Annotated in this window: 12 protein-coding genes; 7 read left to right on the top strand and 5 right to left on the bottom strand. The window is 55.3% G+C overall.

Annotated features, from left to right (window positions below; genetic code table 11):
• Positions 1-147: 147 nt before the first annotated feature.
• Positions 148-651: a virion core protein, T7 gp14 family gene (locus tag ABIE40_RS00755; RefSeq protein ID WP_199625918.1), complete on the bottom strand. Its 504-nt coding sequence runs from the start codon at positions 649-651 to the stop codon at positions 148-150.
• The gene (locus ABIE40_RS00750) at positions 644-1108 is read right to left on the bottom strand and encodes a hypothetical protein (RefSeq protein WP_199625917.1); all 465 of its coding nucleotides are present in this window, start codon (positions 1106-1108) and stop codon (positions 644-646) included. Before ABIE40_RS00750 ends, ABIE40_RS00755 begins: the two co-directional genes overlap by 8 nt.
• Before the next feature lie 900 nt (positions 1109-2008).
• Between ABIE40_RS00750 and ABIE40_RS00745 the strand changes: the two genes are divergently transcribed.
• The gene (locus ABIE40_RS00745; RefSeq protein ID WP_199630047.1) at positions 2009-3133 is read left to right on the top strand and encodes a porin; all 1125 of its coding nucleotides are present in this window, start codon (positions 2009-2011) and stop codon (positions 3131-3133) included.
• A 106-nt stretch (positions 3134-3239) separates the two neighbouring features.
• Here ABIE40_RS00745 and ABIE40_RS00740 read toward each other — a convergent pair whose 3' ends face one another.
• The 3 genes from ABIE40_RS00740 to ABIE40_RS00730 form a co-directional block, all read right to left on the bottom strand.
• Positions 3240-4127, bottom strand: coding sequence for an alpha/beta fold hydrolase (locus ABIE40_RS00740; protein ID WP_199630046.1), 888 nt, complete (start codon positions 4125-4127; stop codon positions 3240-3242).
• A gap of 314 nt (positions 4128-4441) precedes the next feature.
• Complete coding sequence (locus tag ABIE40_RS00735; protein WP_199629810.1) at positions 4442-6118, bottom strand: hypothetical protein; 1677 nt, start codon at positions 6116-6118, stop codon at positions 4442-4444.
• A gap of 503 nt (positions 6119-6621) precedes the next feature.
• Positions 6622-7179 (bottom strand): terminase small subunit, encoded by a 558-nt coding sequence (locus tag ABIE40_RS00730; protein WP_199629811.1) that lies wholly within the window; start codon positions 7177-7179, stop codon positions 6622-6624.
• Positions 7180-7746: 567 nt separating this feature from the next.
• Between ABIE40_RS00730 and ABIE40_RS00725 the strand changes: the two genes are divergently transcribed.
• From ABIE40_RS00725 to ABIE40_RS00700, 6 genes are read left to right on the top strand one after another with little or no spacing between them, the layout of a single operon-like run.
• Positions 7747-9366, top strand: a complete 1620-nt coding sequence (locus tag ABIE40_RS00725) for a DNA cytosine methyltransferase (RefSeq protein ID WP_199629812.1) — start codon at positions 7747-7749, stop codon at positions 9364-9366.
• Entirely contained in the window at positions 9366-9782 is a 417-nt protein-coding gene (locus ABIE40_RS00720) for a very short patch repair endonuclease (RefSeq protein ID WP_199629813.1), read from the top strand. Before ABIE40_RS00725 ends, ABIE40_RS00720 begins: the two co-directional genes overlap by 1 nt.
• A 1-nt stretch (position 9783) precedes the next feature.
• The gene (locus tag ABIE40_RS00715) at positions 9784-11262 is read left to right on the top strand and encodes an ATP-binding protein (protein WP_199629814.1); all 1479 of its coding nucleotides are present in this window, start codon (positions 9784-9786) and stop codon (positions 11260-11262) included.
• Complete coding sequence (locus tag ABIE40_RS00710) at positions 11259-13952, top strand: Z1 domain-containing protein (RefSeq protein WP_199629815.1); 2694 nt, start codon at positions 11259-11261, stop codon at positions 13950-13952. Before ABIE40_RS00715 ends, ABIE40_RS00710 begins: the two co-directional genes overlap by 4 nt.
• Positions 13949-14908: a PD-(D/E)XK motif protein gene (locus ABIE40_RS00705; protein ID WP_199629816.1), complete on the top strand. Its 960-nt coding sequence runs from the start codon at positions 13949-13951 to the stop codon at positions 14906-14908. Before ABIE40_RS00710 ends, ABIE40_RS00705 begins: the two co-directional genes overlap by 4 nt.
• Entirely contained in the window at positions 14905-16980 is a 2076-nt protein-coding gene (locus ABIE40_RS00700) for an AIPR family protein (protein WP_354540944.1), read from the top strand. The genes ABIE40_RS00705 and ABIE40_RS00700 overlap by 4 nt, the downstream gene beginning before the upstream one ends.
• Positions 16981-17032 lie beyond the last annotated feature (52 nt).

Here is a 17032-nt window from a genome sequence, read left to right as displayed (position 1 = left end):
CAGTGGGCAACTCCGGAGACGTTTTGGACGTATCGACGGCGCTGGCTTATTGCTGGCATCGGTCGCCGGGGCTCTGCCTCCCTTCGTTGTTTAGCGCTCGCCTTCTAAACGGTCCGTGGCAACTAGCGTTACGCGATTGAGCTAAAGTCACCATCTCATGTCTTTAGGGCTGAAGGCCTTGCCTGCGCCGCCGAGGATTGTTCCCACGGCGCCGAGATATCCGCCCTCTGCATCGTAGGACGACTTGGCCCGATCCATGATTGCTTCGTTCTGGAAATTGGTTGCTTGTACCTTGTCGTTGTACGCGGCCCGGTACGCGTTAGTGCGGATATTGAGCGCGTCAAGCTCTCCGATCTTGGCGGTGTCAACTAGCGTATCCAGCGGAGAGCCGAAATTCAGATCAACGCCGTTGGCGGCCATCGCTGCTTTCTGCTTGCCCTCAAGCTGCGCCGTTTCCAGGCGCTTGCGCTGCTCTTCCTGCTGGCCTGCGGTGATATCGTCACGCGCTTTCTTGTCGGCAAGCGTGGCGTTCATGTCCGCGACCTGGGCATTGTACTTGTCGGCGGCAGATTCGGCGCTGGCTTGCTGGACCTGTCCAGCGGCACCGATCACTGTTGAGCCGATCGCAAGCGCTAGGCTTAGATCACACATTGGCCGCCCTTGATTGGAACATGCGAAACTCTTGGCCGCCATGCGTGACAGGGAAACGGGACGTAAGACCCAGCCATTCGAGCCAGCGAATGGAGAGAGTGTTGCGAGCGTCAACAAAGCCTATGAGCGTGTCATAGGAACTTATTAGCTGCTCTCTGAAGCTTATCGACTGGCGAAGAAGCGGCCGGAAATTCCATTCAACTGCATCCGTTCCTAGTAGCCACGGAGCGCCGATAGATGCCGGGCCACCGACATCGCCCACGCCGAACATGGCAGCGGGTTTCCCCTTGATGAGCACCGTCCATGCCGCAGTTGAATTGCACAGTGCGAAGTCTAGGGCCTGGGAGGGCAACCGACGCGACGCGGCGAATGCTTCGGCGGCATCAGCTTTGCGCATACGCGCGGCGATATCGCCAATGTGCGAACGCTTCGCTGGTTCAATCTTAACTGTTGTCATTAGTCGTACTCCAATTTCTGCGCTGCACGGGCTGCATTCTGATTAGCCGTTGATCGGTTCAAGCGGTATGATCGCGCGATAGACCAAGTCGACCGGTTCGGGCGCGACGGCATCGAGGGACAAAGCAGGCGCTAGGATCAGGCGAGGAGCGCGGACAGGAGGCGGCGAGAACATCTGGCAGTCCAAGAAGCCCTGCAGGATAGAGGCGAAGGCTCAACCATCCGCCATCGCGAGTCATTGATAGTAAGCCCGACTGTGCGAAGGCGACGGCGTTGGGAAGGCTGGAAATACTGGTCATGGGTCAGAGATACCGGCGAACAGTTGTCGCCGTGGAATCTTCTGAAAGGTTTTTTAGAAAACTATGGTTTTGCGTAGGGATGATGGGATCGGCGCTAGTATCACGGTAGGCCCTATGCCATATCAGCCAGTTAGATCAATCCAGAACTTTTGGCGAAGGGGTGTTCCATCGCACCGGCTCAGCGCTGTGGATCGGGCAGTATGCGACTAACGATCTCGTACCGCGCATGTGGCCCCATCTGCTTTTCCGTGCTCACCGGGTTTTCTCCGCTCGCTTCACAGCAGGCCGTCAGAGCTCATGGGCGGCATCGACTGCTCCCCTACCCGGCGCACCTGTCAAACGCTCTCGGGAAGCCAGCGTCGCGTGGCCGCGCCTCATGCGGAACGCCCGGCAGTAGATTGTGGAACCCGAGGGCTAACCATCCATCGACCTATGATTACCGCAGCGAGTTCACGCGTGACGGACGCCGTCTTGTATTTTCAACCTCGGAAGCGAGGGCGGTTGATCGTCCGACTTCTTGAAACATGGGGATGGGGCAGGGAACGCTGCTCTAACGGCGAAAAATCCCAGACCCGATCGAAACTTTGAATTGGAGGTCACCAATGACAATCAAGAGCCTTCTTCTCGGCTCCGCTGCTGCTCTGGCAGTAGTATCTGGCGCACAGGCTGCCGACGCAATCGTCGCAGCTGAGCCGGAAGCAGTAGAATACGTTCGCGTTTGCGACGCATACGGCACTGGCTACTTCTACATCCCGGGCACCGAAACCTGCCTCAAGATCGAAGGTTACGTTCGTTTTGACGTAAACTTCGCTTTCGGCGATTTCGCTGACAACGGTGGTGATGAAGACTGGGACGTTCGTACCCGCGGTCAGGTTCAGTTCACGGCTAAGAGCGACACCGAATACGGCCCGCTCACCGGCGTAATCGTTTACCAGGCTAACTACCGTCCGGCAGGCGTTCTCGGTGGCGCTCAGAACGAAACCGTTCTCGACACCGCTTACATCGATATCGCTGGTCTGCGCGTTGGTAAGCTCTTCAACTGGTGGGACGACGACTTCTCGGGTGAATTCGACGTAACGAACTCTGGCACGACGTCTTTCAACTCCATCCGTTATCAGTATGAGTCTGGCGACTTCTACGCTGGTGTCGCACTGGAAGAAATCCAGCCGGCTAGCGGCTACTCGCCGTTCGCTCCGCTGTCTGCCGCTGGCGTTCCGGACATCGACTGGCTGGAAGGTGGCAACAACCTCGGTATCGACGCTGCTGTTGGCGGCACGGTCGGTGGCTTCACCTACCAGTTGCTCGGCGGTTACGACATGGACGCTGAGAACGGTGCGATCCGTGCGAAGGTTGGCTTCGACGTAGGTCCGGGCACGATCGGCCTGGCAGCGATCTGGTCTTCTGGCCCGAGCGCCTACTTCATCCAGGGTGAATGGGCTGTTGCTGCTCAGTACGCCATCAAGGCGACCGACAAGCTGACCATCACCCCCGGCGTTCAGTACACCGCCAACATCATTCCGGAATTCTACGCCAACGGTGGCGACGGCTGGGATGACGGTCATGAGTGGCGCGCTGGCGTAACGCTTGACTACCAGATCGTAGAGAACCTCTCCACGAAGCTGGCAGTTACCTACGTTAGCCAGGATTACGGTGACGTCGGTTCTGCTGTCGGCGTCGACGATGCTGATGGCGTTGAAGGCTTCTTCCGCCTGCAGCGTGCATTCTAATCTGATCTGACTTCGGTCTCATCAGGAAGGCCCGGCTCTCTGAGCCGGGCTTTTTGTATTGCAGGTATTGCTGCGGACTTAGTTCGTTAGAAAGGGCGCTGTTCGTCTATCTGCAGGCATTGACGAACTGCACGACGCGCTCGCCAACCCCATCGACATGCAGCAACGGCGCATGCCCTTGCCCCGCCGCGATCAGCCCTTGGCTGTTTGGATGCCGCTTCACCATCTCCCCGACCGTTTTCTCCGACAGCAGCGTCGAGTTCTCACCCCTGACGACCAGCAGCGGCACCAGTCTCATCGCTTCGAACTGTGCCCACATATCCGGCAACGGCTTGCTGAGATCCGCCGCAACCATCGCTTCCGCAATCGCCGGATCGAAATCGCTGACGATCCGGTCGCCATCGCGGCGGTAGAGCGCTTCCGCCATCTCCCGCCAGTCATCGGCGCCGAGCGCCGGAAACGCCTTGCCGTGTAGCTCCCGCAGGATGGCCGCCGCATCGTCCCAATCACGGGGCGCTCTGGCATGGCCGAGATAGTTCTGGATATGCCGCAACCCTTCGACCTCCAGCACCGGCCCGACATCGTTCAGCACCACACCCGCCAATAGCTCCGGCTTCATCACGGCGATCAGATGCAGAATCAGCCCGCCGCGGGAGGTGCCGATGAAGACGGCGCGGTGGATGCCGAGCGTCTCGCAGAGGGCGAGCACATCCTGCGCCTCGACGGCGATGCTGTAGTTCGCCTTGTTATGATCCCAATCCGATTGTCCGCGGCCGCGATAATCCAAGGCGATGACGCGGCGAGGCGATTGCGGATGGCTCGAAAGCATCATCGCCAGCTGGTGGAAGTCGCGGGCATTGCGCGTCAGGCCGGGCAGGCAGATGACGGGGAGGCTGTCCCGATGCGCGCTGCCATAGTCCCGGGCATGCAGCGTGAGGCCGTCGGCCGTGCTGATCGCCTGCGCTGCGAAGCCGCTCTTGAAATCCGTCGTCATCGCCATCTCCCTGTTGCCAGGGAGGTTAGCGCCGGTGCCTCATTCTGCAAGCGGTCTCAGGAGGAGCGGCCGCCGACCAGGTCGCGCACGATGTCGGGCGTCTCGCCCAACCTGGCCTTGTACACTTCAAAATTCTCAATCACCCGCTGCACATAATTGCGCGTCTCGGGGTGTAAACCTCGTAATTCGGCGCCGGAAACCCAGCGTCAGTTCGCATTTCCGCGGCAGGAGGTTTGCCGTGACCTCCCGACTGGCGTGACATCTCCGGAAACCTTCCTTAGATGCCAATCAACTCCATGAACCGGTGCTCCGGCTCACCCGCTATCGAGCCGGTGGGCCCGACGGGTCGGCGAACGTCCGCCGACGGACTGCGCGCCTGCTGCGCCGCCGCTATCGATCCGATCGATGCTCCCTCCAGGCTTCCCGGTACATGCCTTCCTTTCCTCACGGGTAGCGGTCGGGTGCCACTGGGATACCTTGCCCGGATAGGACCCAGGCAGGAGGGAGCGTTGTTCGGATTTTATCATCGCACGACGGGCGATGACCACCGCCGCCGCGTGATGGATGCTGAGGCCATATCTTCGGGCGAACCGCTGATGGCCGGAACGAGAAGAATTGTGGGAAGCCACCTGGAAGAGGCGCACGCCGTTCCGCGCCGCCGCAGAAAGCATGGCTTCCCGAAACTTGGCGTAGGGTAGCCGGTAGAGTGCGCGCATGTAAGCCGGGCCACGCCAATGCTCCGCAACGACGCGTCTGTAAGAGAAATCGAGCTGTTCGATTACGACCGGCAACCGCGCGGCTTTGGCCTCTGCAATCAGCCTGGCCGCAGATTTTTTTATCAGGTCCGTCGACTGATTGGCGGACATGCCACGCGTAGACGCGGGGGCGGAAAACGTTCGTCCCGGGTTGCCGGCCGCATCGATGAAGACGGCCGCAGCGTGGCTGGCATTGAAGTCAACGCCAATCGCCCCCGCCCGCGGCAGCGTTTGCACTTCGGGAATATCCTGCCGGAATGACGCTATCAGCCGCCATGAGGTTGTGTCCTTCATGAAGGTGATCGTGATTGGTCGATGCCCAGCAAGGGCCTGCTCAAGGTCACGTTGACCATGCTGGAAGCGGAGCCCCCGGAATCTTACAATATACTGTCGCGAGTTCTTGACCGTGCAGCACACTTCGGCGAGCTCGCGAAGGGCGTACGGCAAGCGCAGTTCGAGATCGAAGGTGCCGTCCGCGTGCGGTTTCAGACGCGCGAATGGATTCCCGCTCTCGCGGAAGCTGTCGCCTTCAAGCGTGAAACGTCCTTCACGGAGCTCGCGCCATCTGGTCGCCCCGCCAATCGCACCTGGCCTGAGAAAACACGCCCTGAATGCCTTGCGCGTGCCGAAGCAGAGGGACGGCCTCTCAAGCTTGGCGCGCTCTCTGGCGATGCGGTGTCTCAACCGCTGCTCTTTGCGCTGGCCATAATGCAGTCCTCGCAGCAGCTTGCGTCTTCTAACGCGCATGCGGGCCAGCAGTCGGCGTTTGCGGTACGAACCATCCAGCAGGGTCTTTAACGGACGGATACGCAGCGCCACATGCCTGGCGTTCCCAAGCGCGCGCTTTAGACCTTGAATTTTAAGGGTCAGCTCGACGTCTTCTGCGACGAGTTTCGCGATTGCCGAAGCCTGTTTCTGAAGAGCCTGCTTCATTCGGCCTAAAGAGCGGCGCGTTATCGCGAGCCGCAGCTCCCATTCCCGAATATGGCGGAGCCCGATCCCCCGCAACGACTGCAGCCGAGCGAGAAGCTGGCGATAGACCATGTCAAGGTGCGTCGCCGAGATGCCGAAGTCGGGATAAAGCGTGGTATGAATATCGCCTTTCCACTGGCGACCGGCTTGCAGCAGGGCAAAAATCTTACGCTCGGCACGCGTCATGATAGCCGCGTACCGTTCCAGAACCGGCTGATCTCCCTGAATGCGCGTCTGAAAAGAGCGGAACATCATTGAAAACAAGGTTGGACTGCCCCTAGGATGCCGGGAAAAACCTAAAGGACCGTTGCAGCGGGCGCCATGCCCGATACCCCGAAGGTGTTTTGACGAAGTTTAGGTCAGGCAGAACCCATCAGTGCTTGCTGAGGCACATCCGGATGTTATGTCTCCGTCAATGGGAGATACACGGTTTCCAACCGCACTGCAGATCGTGATTACTGTCGCCACCAACTAGGCGGCAGGTATCCGCACGCCGAACATAGCAGCGGGGCGCCACCTTGATGAGCGCCGTCCATGCCGCAGTTGAATTGCACAGTGCGAAGTCTAGGCTTCGGCGGCATCAGCTTTTCGCATACGCGCGCCGTCGATCGGTTCAAGCGGTATGATCGGGCGATAGACCAAGTCGACCTGTTCGGGCGCGACGACATCGAGGGACCAGACTGGCGCCGAGATCGGCGGGCAATGCGAACACGAGGCGGCGAGCACGTCGGGAAGCTGGAAGAGCCCAGCAGGATAAAGGCGAGGGCTCAGCCATCGGCTTTGCCCTCCTCGTCCGCCGCCAATCGCTTATGAGCGCGATCGAGCCTATCGGCTAGGGCAGACAGTCCTCTGACCTCTACAGTATCCTGAAACGCATTAACGTTGATGTGTTTGCCGATCAGCTCAAGCCGCTTGAGGCGGTCAGACAGACGGAGCTTGCGCACAATGCCGACTTGCTTGCGCTCTTCGCCCTTGCCACCAAAAAGCTCCTCAACATCGAAGCCCGAAACGAGGCCCTGCCGCCAGATCAGCGGCCATTCCTCGACGGGCAGCAGGGAGCCGTCGTCATTGTAGAGGTCGGCTAGATCGGCCTCCACTTCTTCGGCCAGCCGCGTTAGAACCCAATCGGCATCAATGCCGGTCCGATGCGAACGGGCGACTTTGGCCGCGTCGACCGCCGCGGCTATTTCTGGATTGGCAAGCATCTGCGATGCTTGGTCCTTGGCGGAATGACGGGAGAAGCCAGCGCGGATAGCTGCTTTGGTTCCGTTTAAGTCCTTAAGGTATTCGTCAACAAAGCGCTCTTGGCGTGGTGTCATGGTCATTGTTCTGCAGTGCCATCTACGACGCGCGTAACTGCCCGCCCATCGCAGTTTATTGATAGTAAGCCGGGGACGGCGACGACGTTGGTAAGGCGGGAAACACTGGTCATGCGACAGGGATACCGGCGAACAGTTGTCGCCGTGAAATCTCCTGAAAGATTTTCCTGACAAAGTATGTTTTTGCGTAGGGATACTGAGATTGGCGCTAGGATCAGGATCGGTCCGCCGCCATATTAGGCACTTAAATCAACTGATTATGCGGATTTTTGGCGGAGGGGTGTTCCGTCATACTGGCTTCGCGCCTGCTCTTCGGATAGCGCCTAAGCTGCCAATCTAAGGCGACCTATGCTGGGCAATCGGCCGAAGACTTAGCCGTCTGCCGGGTCGCTGTTGGTTGTTACTCGCTTGGTCCATAAATAACACGCATAGATTTAGTTGCGTCGGTAGGCAAAGTAGCTAAGATGAGCGCTTAATCGACCATGACAGGCATTGACCATGTCGACAAAGACATGCAGCAAGACTTGGTGCGTGTTGGATTTCGCACGTTGGAATTCTGAAAGCGAACGATAAATGCGAGCACTGCGGGAAGTAGAATTAGATAGTGAGAAGCCGGTCAAGGTCTTTCCGCGTACGAGTGCTCCCCCGAAGATTGATGATTCCTATCCTGTCGTCGATCTTTTCGCCGGTCCCGGCGGGCTTGGAGAAGGCTTTGCCTCGTCAAGAGATGACCACGGCAGCGCGCAGTTTCGAAGCGTTGTGTCGATTGAGCGGGATGAGTTCTCACACCAGACCCTTCTTCTACGCCACTTTATGCGCCACTTCCCGGAGGGTCAGGCTCCGGAAGAGTATTACCATTTCCTTGCAAAGCGCATAACTATCAACGACCTGTTTGCGGCATACCCGGATGCCTACGCTCACGCCAGCGCCAGTGCTCTGCGCATTTCTCTCGGACCGGAATCGCATGCTGAAGTAAAAAGCCTGATTACCGAACGACTGGCCGGTTCCGACAGATGGGCTCTTGTTGGTGGCCCCCCTTGTCAGGCCTATTCGCTCGTGGGGCGTTCCAGGATGATGAGCCGTCCAGGCTTTGAGCAGGATGAACGCCACACCCTTTATCTCGAATATCTCCGCATCATTGCAGACCACCGACCACCTATCTTCGTTATGGAGAATGTGAAAGGACTTCTTTCGGCGACCATTGAGGGTGTATCGGCCATAAGCAGGATCGTCCGTGATCTGCAACAGCCCGGCAACGGAATAAGGGGGGCGCCTAGCGACCTCACCTATAAGCTGTATTCTCTATCTGAAGAGGAGATGGCCGATACTGGAGTGGACCCACGTCTTTTCGTGGTTAGGGCTGAAGATCACGGGATACCGCAGGCCCGGCACCGTATGTTCATCGTCGGCATACGTGGCGACCTTAAAGTGCGGCCAGGAATTCTCCAGAAGCTTGCCAGCCCGACTGTGCAGGAAACCATTGGCTCACTGCCTGCTATCCGCAGCGGACTTTCCAAAGCGCCAGACAGTTTCGCGGCATGGCAGGCGGAGCTTCAGAATATTTCCAGAGTAAACATTCGGCGTCAGCTCGATGGTGCCGATTATGCGAGTGATCTGGCAGAGCTTCTCAGTCACGAAAACGTCATCGCGCTGCGATCGCCGAAAAACAGCTCTTCTGGCAGGTATCCGAATCGCAGGTCTACACATCCCATCCTCAGCAATCTTTACGATGACCGACTGAATGTTCTCACCCTGCATGAGTCGCGAAGCCATATGGCATCGGATCTCAGACGCTATTTGTACGCCGCAACTTTTGCGCAAACGACGGGCCGTTCACCTAAGCTCTCAGACTTTCCCGAGGCGCTGCTACCCGACCATCAGAATGTTGAACTGGGACGGACTGGCAAAATGTTTTCCGATCGGTTCCGCGTACAGCTTGCAGATCATGTCTCAACAACGGTTACCTCTCATATTTCGAAAGACGGGCATTATTTCATCCACTACGACCCGCTGCAGTGCCGCAGCCTCACTGTTCGGGAGGCTGCCCGGCTTCAAACTTTTCCTGACAATTATTTCTTCTCGGGCCCGCGTACAGCGCAGTACCACCAAGTCGGGAATGCCGTCCCCCCCCAACTCGCAAAACAGATTGCCAGCATTGTCGCAGAGGTCTTGGCATCCATCCGGGGCCGATGATGGCGGACACGATTTCAGCAGAACGCAGAAGCTGGAATATGTCGCGAATCACGGGTCGCAATACGAAGCCTGAGCTTCTTTTGCGCTCACTTCTTCACAGAGCAGGTTTCCGTTTCCGACTTCATGCTAAAGACCTTCCGGGCAAACCGGATATCATTCTTCCGAAGTACCAGGTTGCCATTTTTGTCCATGGTTGTTTCTGGCATCGCCACGCTGGCTGCCGGAACGCGACAATGCCTTCAACCCGCCCCGAATTCTGGGCTGCCAAATTTGAAGGCAATGTTCAAAGAGACGCACGAAACGCTGCTTTCTTAGAAGATGCCGGATGGACCGTAATCACAGTTTGGGAATGCGACCTGCGTTCTGATCCGGAGACTGTCGTAAGCCGCCTTGCAGAAACGATCAGGAGAGGCTGAAATGGCCAGACCACATCATCTTCCGCCAAGTGCAGCCTCCCTGTCCGCGTCGTTAAGAGACCTTGGCTACTCGCTGGAGACAGCGATTGCCGACCTTATCGACAATAGCATATCAGCAGACGCCACCGACATTCAGATATTTTGCGACATGAGCCGGACCTCCCCGGCATTGGTAATCGTGGACAATGGTAAAGGCATGAACGAGGACGAAGTTATCCTTGCGATGCGGCACGGTTCAACCGATCCAAAGAAAAAGCGCGGTCACAAAGATCTCGGGAGGTTCGGCCTCGGGCTTAAGACGGCATCGTTCTCGCAGTGCCGAAGACTAACGGTATCAAGCAGTCAGGGCGGCGTGCGGGCGGCTGCAGAATGGGACCTTGCAACGGTTGAAGATGATGATGACTGGTTCGTGTCCATCCTTGATCAGCATGAAACAAGTGCTCTGCCTTTCATCGAAACATTGGGTGATACCGGGACCATTGTTGTCTGGCGCGATCTGGACCGGCTGTTCGAAGATGAAATCGGCGGCAAACGTGATGAGATCGTCAACGAGAAGCTTTCCGCTGTCGAACGTCACCTGTCCCTTGTCTTTCACCGGTTTCTCTCGGGAGATGTGAAGGGTCGGAAAAAAATTGCAATCCGGATTAACGGGCACTCAGTCACAGCCTTTGATCCATTCTGCCGCAAAAACGAAGCAACGCAGATGCTCCCTGCAGAAACCGTGTGGGTGGATGACGAGGCGGTTGTCATGCAACCCTTCATTCTGCCACATCACAGCCGTCTGACTGCCTCCGAATACGACTACTATCAGGACCGAAGCGATTTCATCTCCAACCAGGGCGCATACATCTATCGCAATGGCCGCCTGATGGCCTGGGGCGACTGGTTCCGGCTTGTACCGAAAGGGGAAGCCACAAAACTCGCGCGCGTCCAGATCGATTTTCCAAACAGTATGGATGAGGGCTGGACCATCGATATCAAGAAGTCGCGCGCCCGGCCCCCGCACGCGGTGCGCGAAAGACTTCGACAGATCATTGCGAAGATCACAGCCCGGAGCGTGATTGTTCATCGCGGGCGGGGTCAGAAGCTATTTCAGGAAACTCAGGCCCCTCTGTGGGAGCGATACGCCGACCATGTTGGTATTCGCTTTGCTTTGAACATGCACCACCCTCTGATCCAGGCGCTCAACGCCCGCTTGCCACCGGAAGATACCCGTGCGCTGGGGGTACTATTGGAATCTATCGGCGCGTCTCTGCCGGTAGAAATGATCTATTCCGATTATTCGACCAGTCCGCGAGAGGTCGTTCAGGCACCCGCTGCAGAAACTGAAATCATTGAGAGACTTAAAGCTCTGCGAAGCGCGCTTTACGGTCCCGGACAGGGCGATCCTAAGGCATTCCTTCAAATTGTACGGTCAACAAGGCTGTTCGACAAAGAGATGGAGACAGTAGAGATATTCACGAGGGAGGCATTTGCATGATTGGTGACAGCAGCGCGCAGGAGAAGAATTTCAGAAACGGGCTGGTTGCTGCGCTTTCCAACCGTGAGGAGATACCCTCATTTGAAGATGCACAGGTCCTAGCTGCGCAGATGGCACCACTTTTCAATTTCAAGGGCGACCTTCAGGACGTGGTCAACGAAGCACTGACCTCGGTCGTCACCAAGATGGGTGCGGGTGTTTCCCTCATAGACCCAAACACTACGCATGATGATCAATGGGCGAGAAAGCGTGAGGATATAAAATGGACATACTCAAACGCGTATGAAGGATTCCTCCAGGAAGACGGCTGGGCTGACCCAATGGTCCAGTCCCTCAGCGACGTCACAGGAAAAATTCTCGGGCTTCTTCAGAACCCGAAGGAGGAAGGCAGCTGGGATCGGCGCGGTCTGGTTATTGGACACGTTCAATCCGGAAAAACGGCTAACTACACCGGCCTGATAGCAAAGGCAGCGGACGCTGGATACAGGTTCATTATCGTTATAGCGGGCATTCACAACAACCTGCGCAAACAGACGCAGGAACGGATCGATGAAGCGTTCATCGGTCGGAACAGTGATCCGGATGACCGTAAAAATATCGGTGTTGGGCTCAACAAGGAGTACCCACACCCTGCGACGCTGACAACCGTAAATGGGGACTTCAATAAGCAGACGGCCTCTCAGGGATGGAAGCTAGCTGATGTAAACAAGCCCGTCATCCTTATTATAAAGAAAAACGTCTCAACGCTCACCTCTCTGTACAAATGGTTGCGCGAACTCAATGCAACGGGAGATGGGCTGATTCTCGACGTCCCCATGCTTATGATCGATGACGAGGCAGATAACGCTTCCGTCAACACAAACAAGGAGGACGTAAACCCTACGAAAACCAACGCCGAAATTAGAAATATTCTGAATCTGTTCGCCAAATCCTGTTATGTCGGTTACACGGCAACGCCTTTTGCAAATATATTCATCGACCCGGACGCATACGACGAAAAAGTTCGTGAGGAGCTTTTTCCGAAAGACTTCATCTACTGCCTTGATGCGCCATCAACATACTTTGGGGCGGAGAAAGTGTTCCTCAATGAGGAAACGAGCGATACCGTCGTCAAGACGATCACTGATTGCGAAGACCTCCTGCCGTTCTCTCACAAAAGAGAGGATAAGGTCTCGGAACTCCCGCCAAGCCTCTACCGCGCCTTGAACCAGTTCATTGTCGCGCGCGCAATTCGTAATCTCCGGGGGCAGCGCAAGAAACACTGCTCCATGATGATCAATGTATCCCGTTTTGTTCCGATCCAGAAGGCAGTCCGCGACTTCATCAGCCTCCGGGAACGGAAAATACGAGAAGCCGTGAAATCAAACTATATGATGCCGGAATCGGTGTCATGCCAAAATCTTTATATGCAAGAATTGAGGGCGGCATTCGACGAGGAATATTCCGCGATCGGTTGTACGTGGGAAGAGGTCAAAGCCGAGCTGAACAGTGTCTTTGATCACCTTCATCTTTACGTGGTCAACAGCAAAAGCGAAGATGATCTTGATTTCGGCAAATACGAAAAAGAGGGCGTAGGTCTCACAGCTATTGCTGTGGGTGGATTGAGCCTGTCGCGCGGTCTTACGATTGAAGGGCTTACCGTCAGCTACATGTACCGCAATACCAAGATGTACGACACGCTTATGCAGATGGGCCGCTGGTTCGGATATCGGCCGAACTTCGAGGACCTTTGCCGTGTCTATCTTTCTCAGGACTCCATCAACTGGTATGCCCACATTGCTCATTCGTCTGGTGAGCTGATCAGCCAAGTGTACCGCATGCGCCAGCTGAAGAAGAGCCCGAAAGATTTTGGTCTTTATGTACGGAAACACCCCGACAGCCTTCTCATCACGGCCAGAAATAAGATGCGCACTGGGACAGAAGTTATCCTTGAGCAAACTCTTTCCGGATGTCTTCGGGAGGCATACACGGTCTTGACCGATCAGACTGCCAATAAGAGGAATTACGAGCTGATCGAAGAATATTGGAAGCGTAATTTTGACGGGGAACTCGAAAACACCGGACGAAAAGGCTGGATTGCGCGCGATGTGCCACTGAAGACGATTGAAGAATTCGTTCTCCGCTTCGAGACCCATGAAGACTGGCAGCAGGATAAGGAGTTCATCGTTGAATACTTGCACTCTGTTGCGAAGCATTATCCCAGAGGCGATGTGCTTCTTATATCACCTAAGGATGGTGAAGGTGGCGACAAAGAATACCATCTCAGGCATCAGCTGCGCGCGCAAAGTAAAGGGCAGCCTGACAAGGGCGGTTGGCATCTGAATAAAAACCGCGTGGCTTCCCGCGGAGATGAAAGTCTGGGATTAAGTGACACGCAGATAGAGGCTGCGAAAGCGGCCGCCAGAGAGCAGGCAGAGGAGACCGGGGGGTCCGGTGAGCCGTCGGACACACATTACCGCTCGGAACGAAACAAGCCTCTTCTCATGATACATAGCCTCCGGGCTCATCTCCCAAAGGACGGCTCCAATCCAGGCCCTGTGATTTCTCATCCCGTTGCCACCTATGGTGTGAGCTTTCCGTTTGACGGGCACGGCACGACAATCGTCGTTGTTGCCAACAAAGTCTGGATAGAAAAAAATCGACGGGACTTGGTCGATGACGATTTGGGTGACGGGGATGAAATCGAATGAGCGAAGCCTCACCTTGGGATCAAATTACGGTACCTGCAACAGACTATAACGTACTGAGACTTGCCGCCCGCATGGCGGTCGCCTGCTTCTGGGCTAAGGATGCTTCGGGACACTGCCTCTTCATTATGGAGCTGGATGGTGATCACTCCGTCGAATTCCGGAAAAATCAGGTCCCAGTAAAGGGGCTTGAAGTCGACCTGCGCACTGAGAAAGGTGGGCAACGCCTCGTCCTCACCTTGGAAAAACAGGCTGATCGGGATTTGTTCGAGGCCCTGTGCCGCACGCTGGCAAGAGCGCTTGAGAACGCGAGCAATGCGGTAAGTTCCCTTGCCATCGCGCTGTCTCACCTGCGTCGTTGGAAGACGTTCATGTCGGGCCGCTCGCAGCATCTCTCAGCCGAGGACGTTCGCGGGTTATTCGCGGAACTGACATTTCTGATCGAGCTGATCCATGTAGCGGGAGCCTCCCGTGGCATCGATGCGTGGAAAGGCCCGGAAAAATCACATCAAGACTTTATACATGGCAACACGGCGGTCGAGATCAAATCTCTGTCGGGAACCGAGAGAAGCACCGTCAGAATATCGTCGGAAGACCAGTTGGAGTCTCTCAATGACAACCTCTTTCTCAGGATATACAGGCTGAGCGGGCTGCCTGATTCATCTGCCGCACGATCACTTAACGTCCTTGTTGAAGCAGTCCACGACCTTCTCGACAGCGCTCAGGCGGTCGAAGGTTTCGACGCCAAACTGTCATCGCATGGTTATGCTCCGCTGCCTGAATATGATGATCCTCGGTTCGTCGTCTCGGAAATCCGGACATACCAGGTCGAAGATGGGTTCCCAAAGCTAGTCCGTTCGGAAATACCGGAGGGTGTAGGGCGTGTCAGCTATGACATCAGACTGGAGAGCATAGAAAGCTATCTCTGCGATTCTGAAAGTGTTTTCGGGGGAGAATGATGGAGCAGACTGCGGAGGAGTTTTTTCACGATTTCAGGCAGGAGATGCTGGCGGATGCCGAGGCAGGAAGTACTTATCAGCTTGAAGCGTTCATGGATGCGGCTTCTGACGAACTGGTCGAGACAGGATTTATAGACGGGTTCGAGCATTGCCCTTTTCGTTCTCCCAATGGCAGACTGAGGGTCGACGGGTACTGGTTCAACGATGAGGGTGCTCTGGATATATTTGTGGCAGATTTCGACTGCCGCCGATCACTTGAGTCGCTGACACGTACAGATGTCGACCATATCTTTAAGCGTTCAGTGAAATTCTTCGAGTCCAGTCTTGAAGGCTCGCTTAAACCTGATGTGACAACGCCGGAATATGGGCTTGTCCATCAAATAGCGGATCGCAAATCCATCCTTCGTCAGGTTAACTTTTACCTTGTTTCAGAACGGATTTTGAGCGATCGCGTTCAGGCTCTTCCGGATAACAAAGTTGGCAGCATTCGCGCGACTTATCATATTTGGGATATCGCGCGGTTTCAGCGTCAGCGGACGTCGCGCGGACACAAGGAACCTCTCAATATCGATTTTATCAAGTTGTTTGGCGATGGCATAAACTGCCTACCTGCTAACCTAGGCGATGGATCGTATCAGTCGTTTCTGATTGTCATGCCCGCGCCTATACTGGCGAAATTGTACGATCTATATAGCGCGCGCCTGCTTGAGCAGAACGTGCGGACCTTCCTGCAGGCTCGTGCCCAAGTAAACAAAGGCATAAGGAACACCATACTCACTGAACCACAGATGTTCTTTGCTTATAACAACGGTGTTACGGCTACGGCACAAGGAGTGGAGACGCGGATCAAAGACGGGCACCTGCAGATCGTCGGGATGACCGACCTTCAGATTGTCAACGGCGGTCAGACTACGGCGTCTTTGTTTCACACCCAGCGTAAGGACAAAGCTGATCTTTCAGGGGTCTTCGTTCAAATGAAGCTGTCCGTCATCGATAGCGAGCGGAGTGAGCTCGTAGTCCCTAAAATTTCGGAGTATGCCAACACTCAGAACCGGGTCAACGCAGCAGATTTTTTCTCGAATACCGGCTTTCACATCCGCATGGCAGACTTTTCCCGCCGTATCTGGGCACCAGCTGCGCACGGCAGTCAACGCGAAACGAAGTGGTTCTATGAGCGCGCTCGCGGTCAGTATATCGACGCTCAGGCAAAGCTAACACCCGGAGAACAGAAGCGCTTCAAGGTCGAGTATCCGAAACCACAAATGTTTACTAAGACCGACTTGGCAAAGTTTGAAAATGTGTTTGATGACCACCCTAAATGGGTAAACCTCGGCGGCCAGAAAAATTTCGTTAAATACGCTCAACGCATCGGCAAAGAGTGGGAAAAATCATCTGACGGCTTCAACGAGCTTTACTACAGGAGGGCAATTGCGCGAGGGATATTGTTCCGTGCAGCTGAAAAGATTGTTTCAAGTCAGCCTTGGTACAACGGTGGATATCGCGCAAACATAGTCGCCTATACCCTCGCTATGCTAGGTGAAATGGCGAAGCAGCGTGAAGGATCGATCGACTTCCAAAGAATCTGGAATAATCAAGCAGTAGACGACCGGATGACTCGGGCGCTCGAAATCATCGCCCGTGCCGTCCATGACGATATTATTCATCCCCCGCAAGGAATTTCCAATGTATCGGAATGGGCGAAAAAAGATGGCTGCTGGACAAGGCTACTCGGAAAGATCGAAGAAATCGCTACCATGTTGCCAGAAGAATTCTGGTCCGACCTTGCAACCCAAGATGACGCAAAATTCGAGGTTAAAACTGCCAAGCAGGTTCAAAAGATTGATAACGGTATCGCAGCTCAAGCAAAGATCATGTCCATCTCATCGACCGAATGGCTAAAAATCAGCAAGGCGCTTTCAGCGAAAAAAATCCTAAATCCAAAAGAGGTAGGCGTTCTCAACATCGCTGTTAAGATTCCAAAAAAGATACCGACCGAGAAGCAATGCATCGTTCTGCTGGAAGTTATCGAAAAAGCGCACAAAGAAGGAATAACAGTTGGAGAGCCCGCATAAGTTTTAAGTAAAATATTTTCTCAACATCAGTGTACAGCTTGAACGGAAGTAT

The organism is Rhizobium sp. OAE497 (assembly GCF_040546565.1).
Taxonomy (GTDB): domain Bacteria; phylum Pseudomonadota; class Alphaproteobacteria; order Rhizobiales; family Rhizobiaceae; genus Rhizobium.
Note: the sequence above shows the minus strand (reverse complement) of the source record. Positions and strands in the feature narration are given on the sequence as shown.

Bases quoted from the DNA above. Each gene is read 5' to 3' on its own strand.
- ABIE40_RS00755 (WP_199625918.1), bottom strand. From the start codon at position 651: ATGTGTGATCTAAGCCTAGCGCTTGCGATCGGCTCAACAGTGATCGGT.
- ABIE40_RS00750 (WP_199625917.1), bottom strand. From the start codon at position 1,108: ATGACAACAGTTAAGATTGAACCAGCGAAGCGTTCGCACATTGGCGAT.
- ABIE40_RS00745 (WP_199630047.1), top strand. From the start codon at position 2,009: ATGACAATCAAGAGCCTTCTTCTCGGCTCCGCTGCTGCTCTGGCAGTA.
- ABIE40_RS00740 (WP_199630046.1), bottom strand. From the start codon at position 4,127: ATGACGACGGATTTCAAGAGCGGCTTCGCAGCGCAGGCGATCAGCACG.
- ABIE40_RS00730 (WP_199629811.1), bottom strand. From the start codon at position 7,179: ATGACCATGACACCACGCCAAGAGCGCTTTGTTGACGAATACCTTAAG.
- ABIE40_RS00725 (WP_199629812.1), top strand. From the start codon at position 7,747: ATGCGAGCACTGCGGGAAGTAGAATTAGATAGTGAGAAGCCGGTCAAG.
- ABIE40_RS00720 (WP_199629813.1), top strand. From the start codon at position 9,366: ATGGCGGACACGATTTCAGCAGAACGCAGAAGCTGGAATATGTCGCGA.
- ABIE40_RS00715 (WP_199629814.1), top strand. From the start codon at position 9,784: ATGGCCAGACCACATCATCTTCCGCCAAGTGCAGCCTCCCTGTCCGCG.
- ABIE40_RS00710 (WP_199629815.1), top strand. From the start codon at position 11,259: ATGATTGGTGACAGCAGCGCGCAGGAGAAGAATTTCAGAAACGGGCTG.
- ABIE40_RS00705 (WP_199629816.1), top strand. From the start codon at position 13,949: ATGAGCGAAGCCTCACCTTGGGATCAAATTACGGTACCTGCAACAGAC.
- ABIE40_RS00700 (WP_354540944.1), top strand. From the start codon at position 14,905: ATGATGGAGCAGACTGCGGAGGAGTTTTTTCACGATTTCAGGCAGGAG.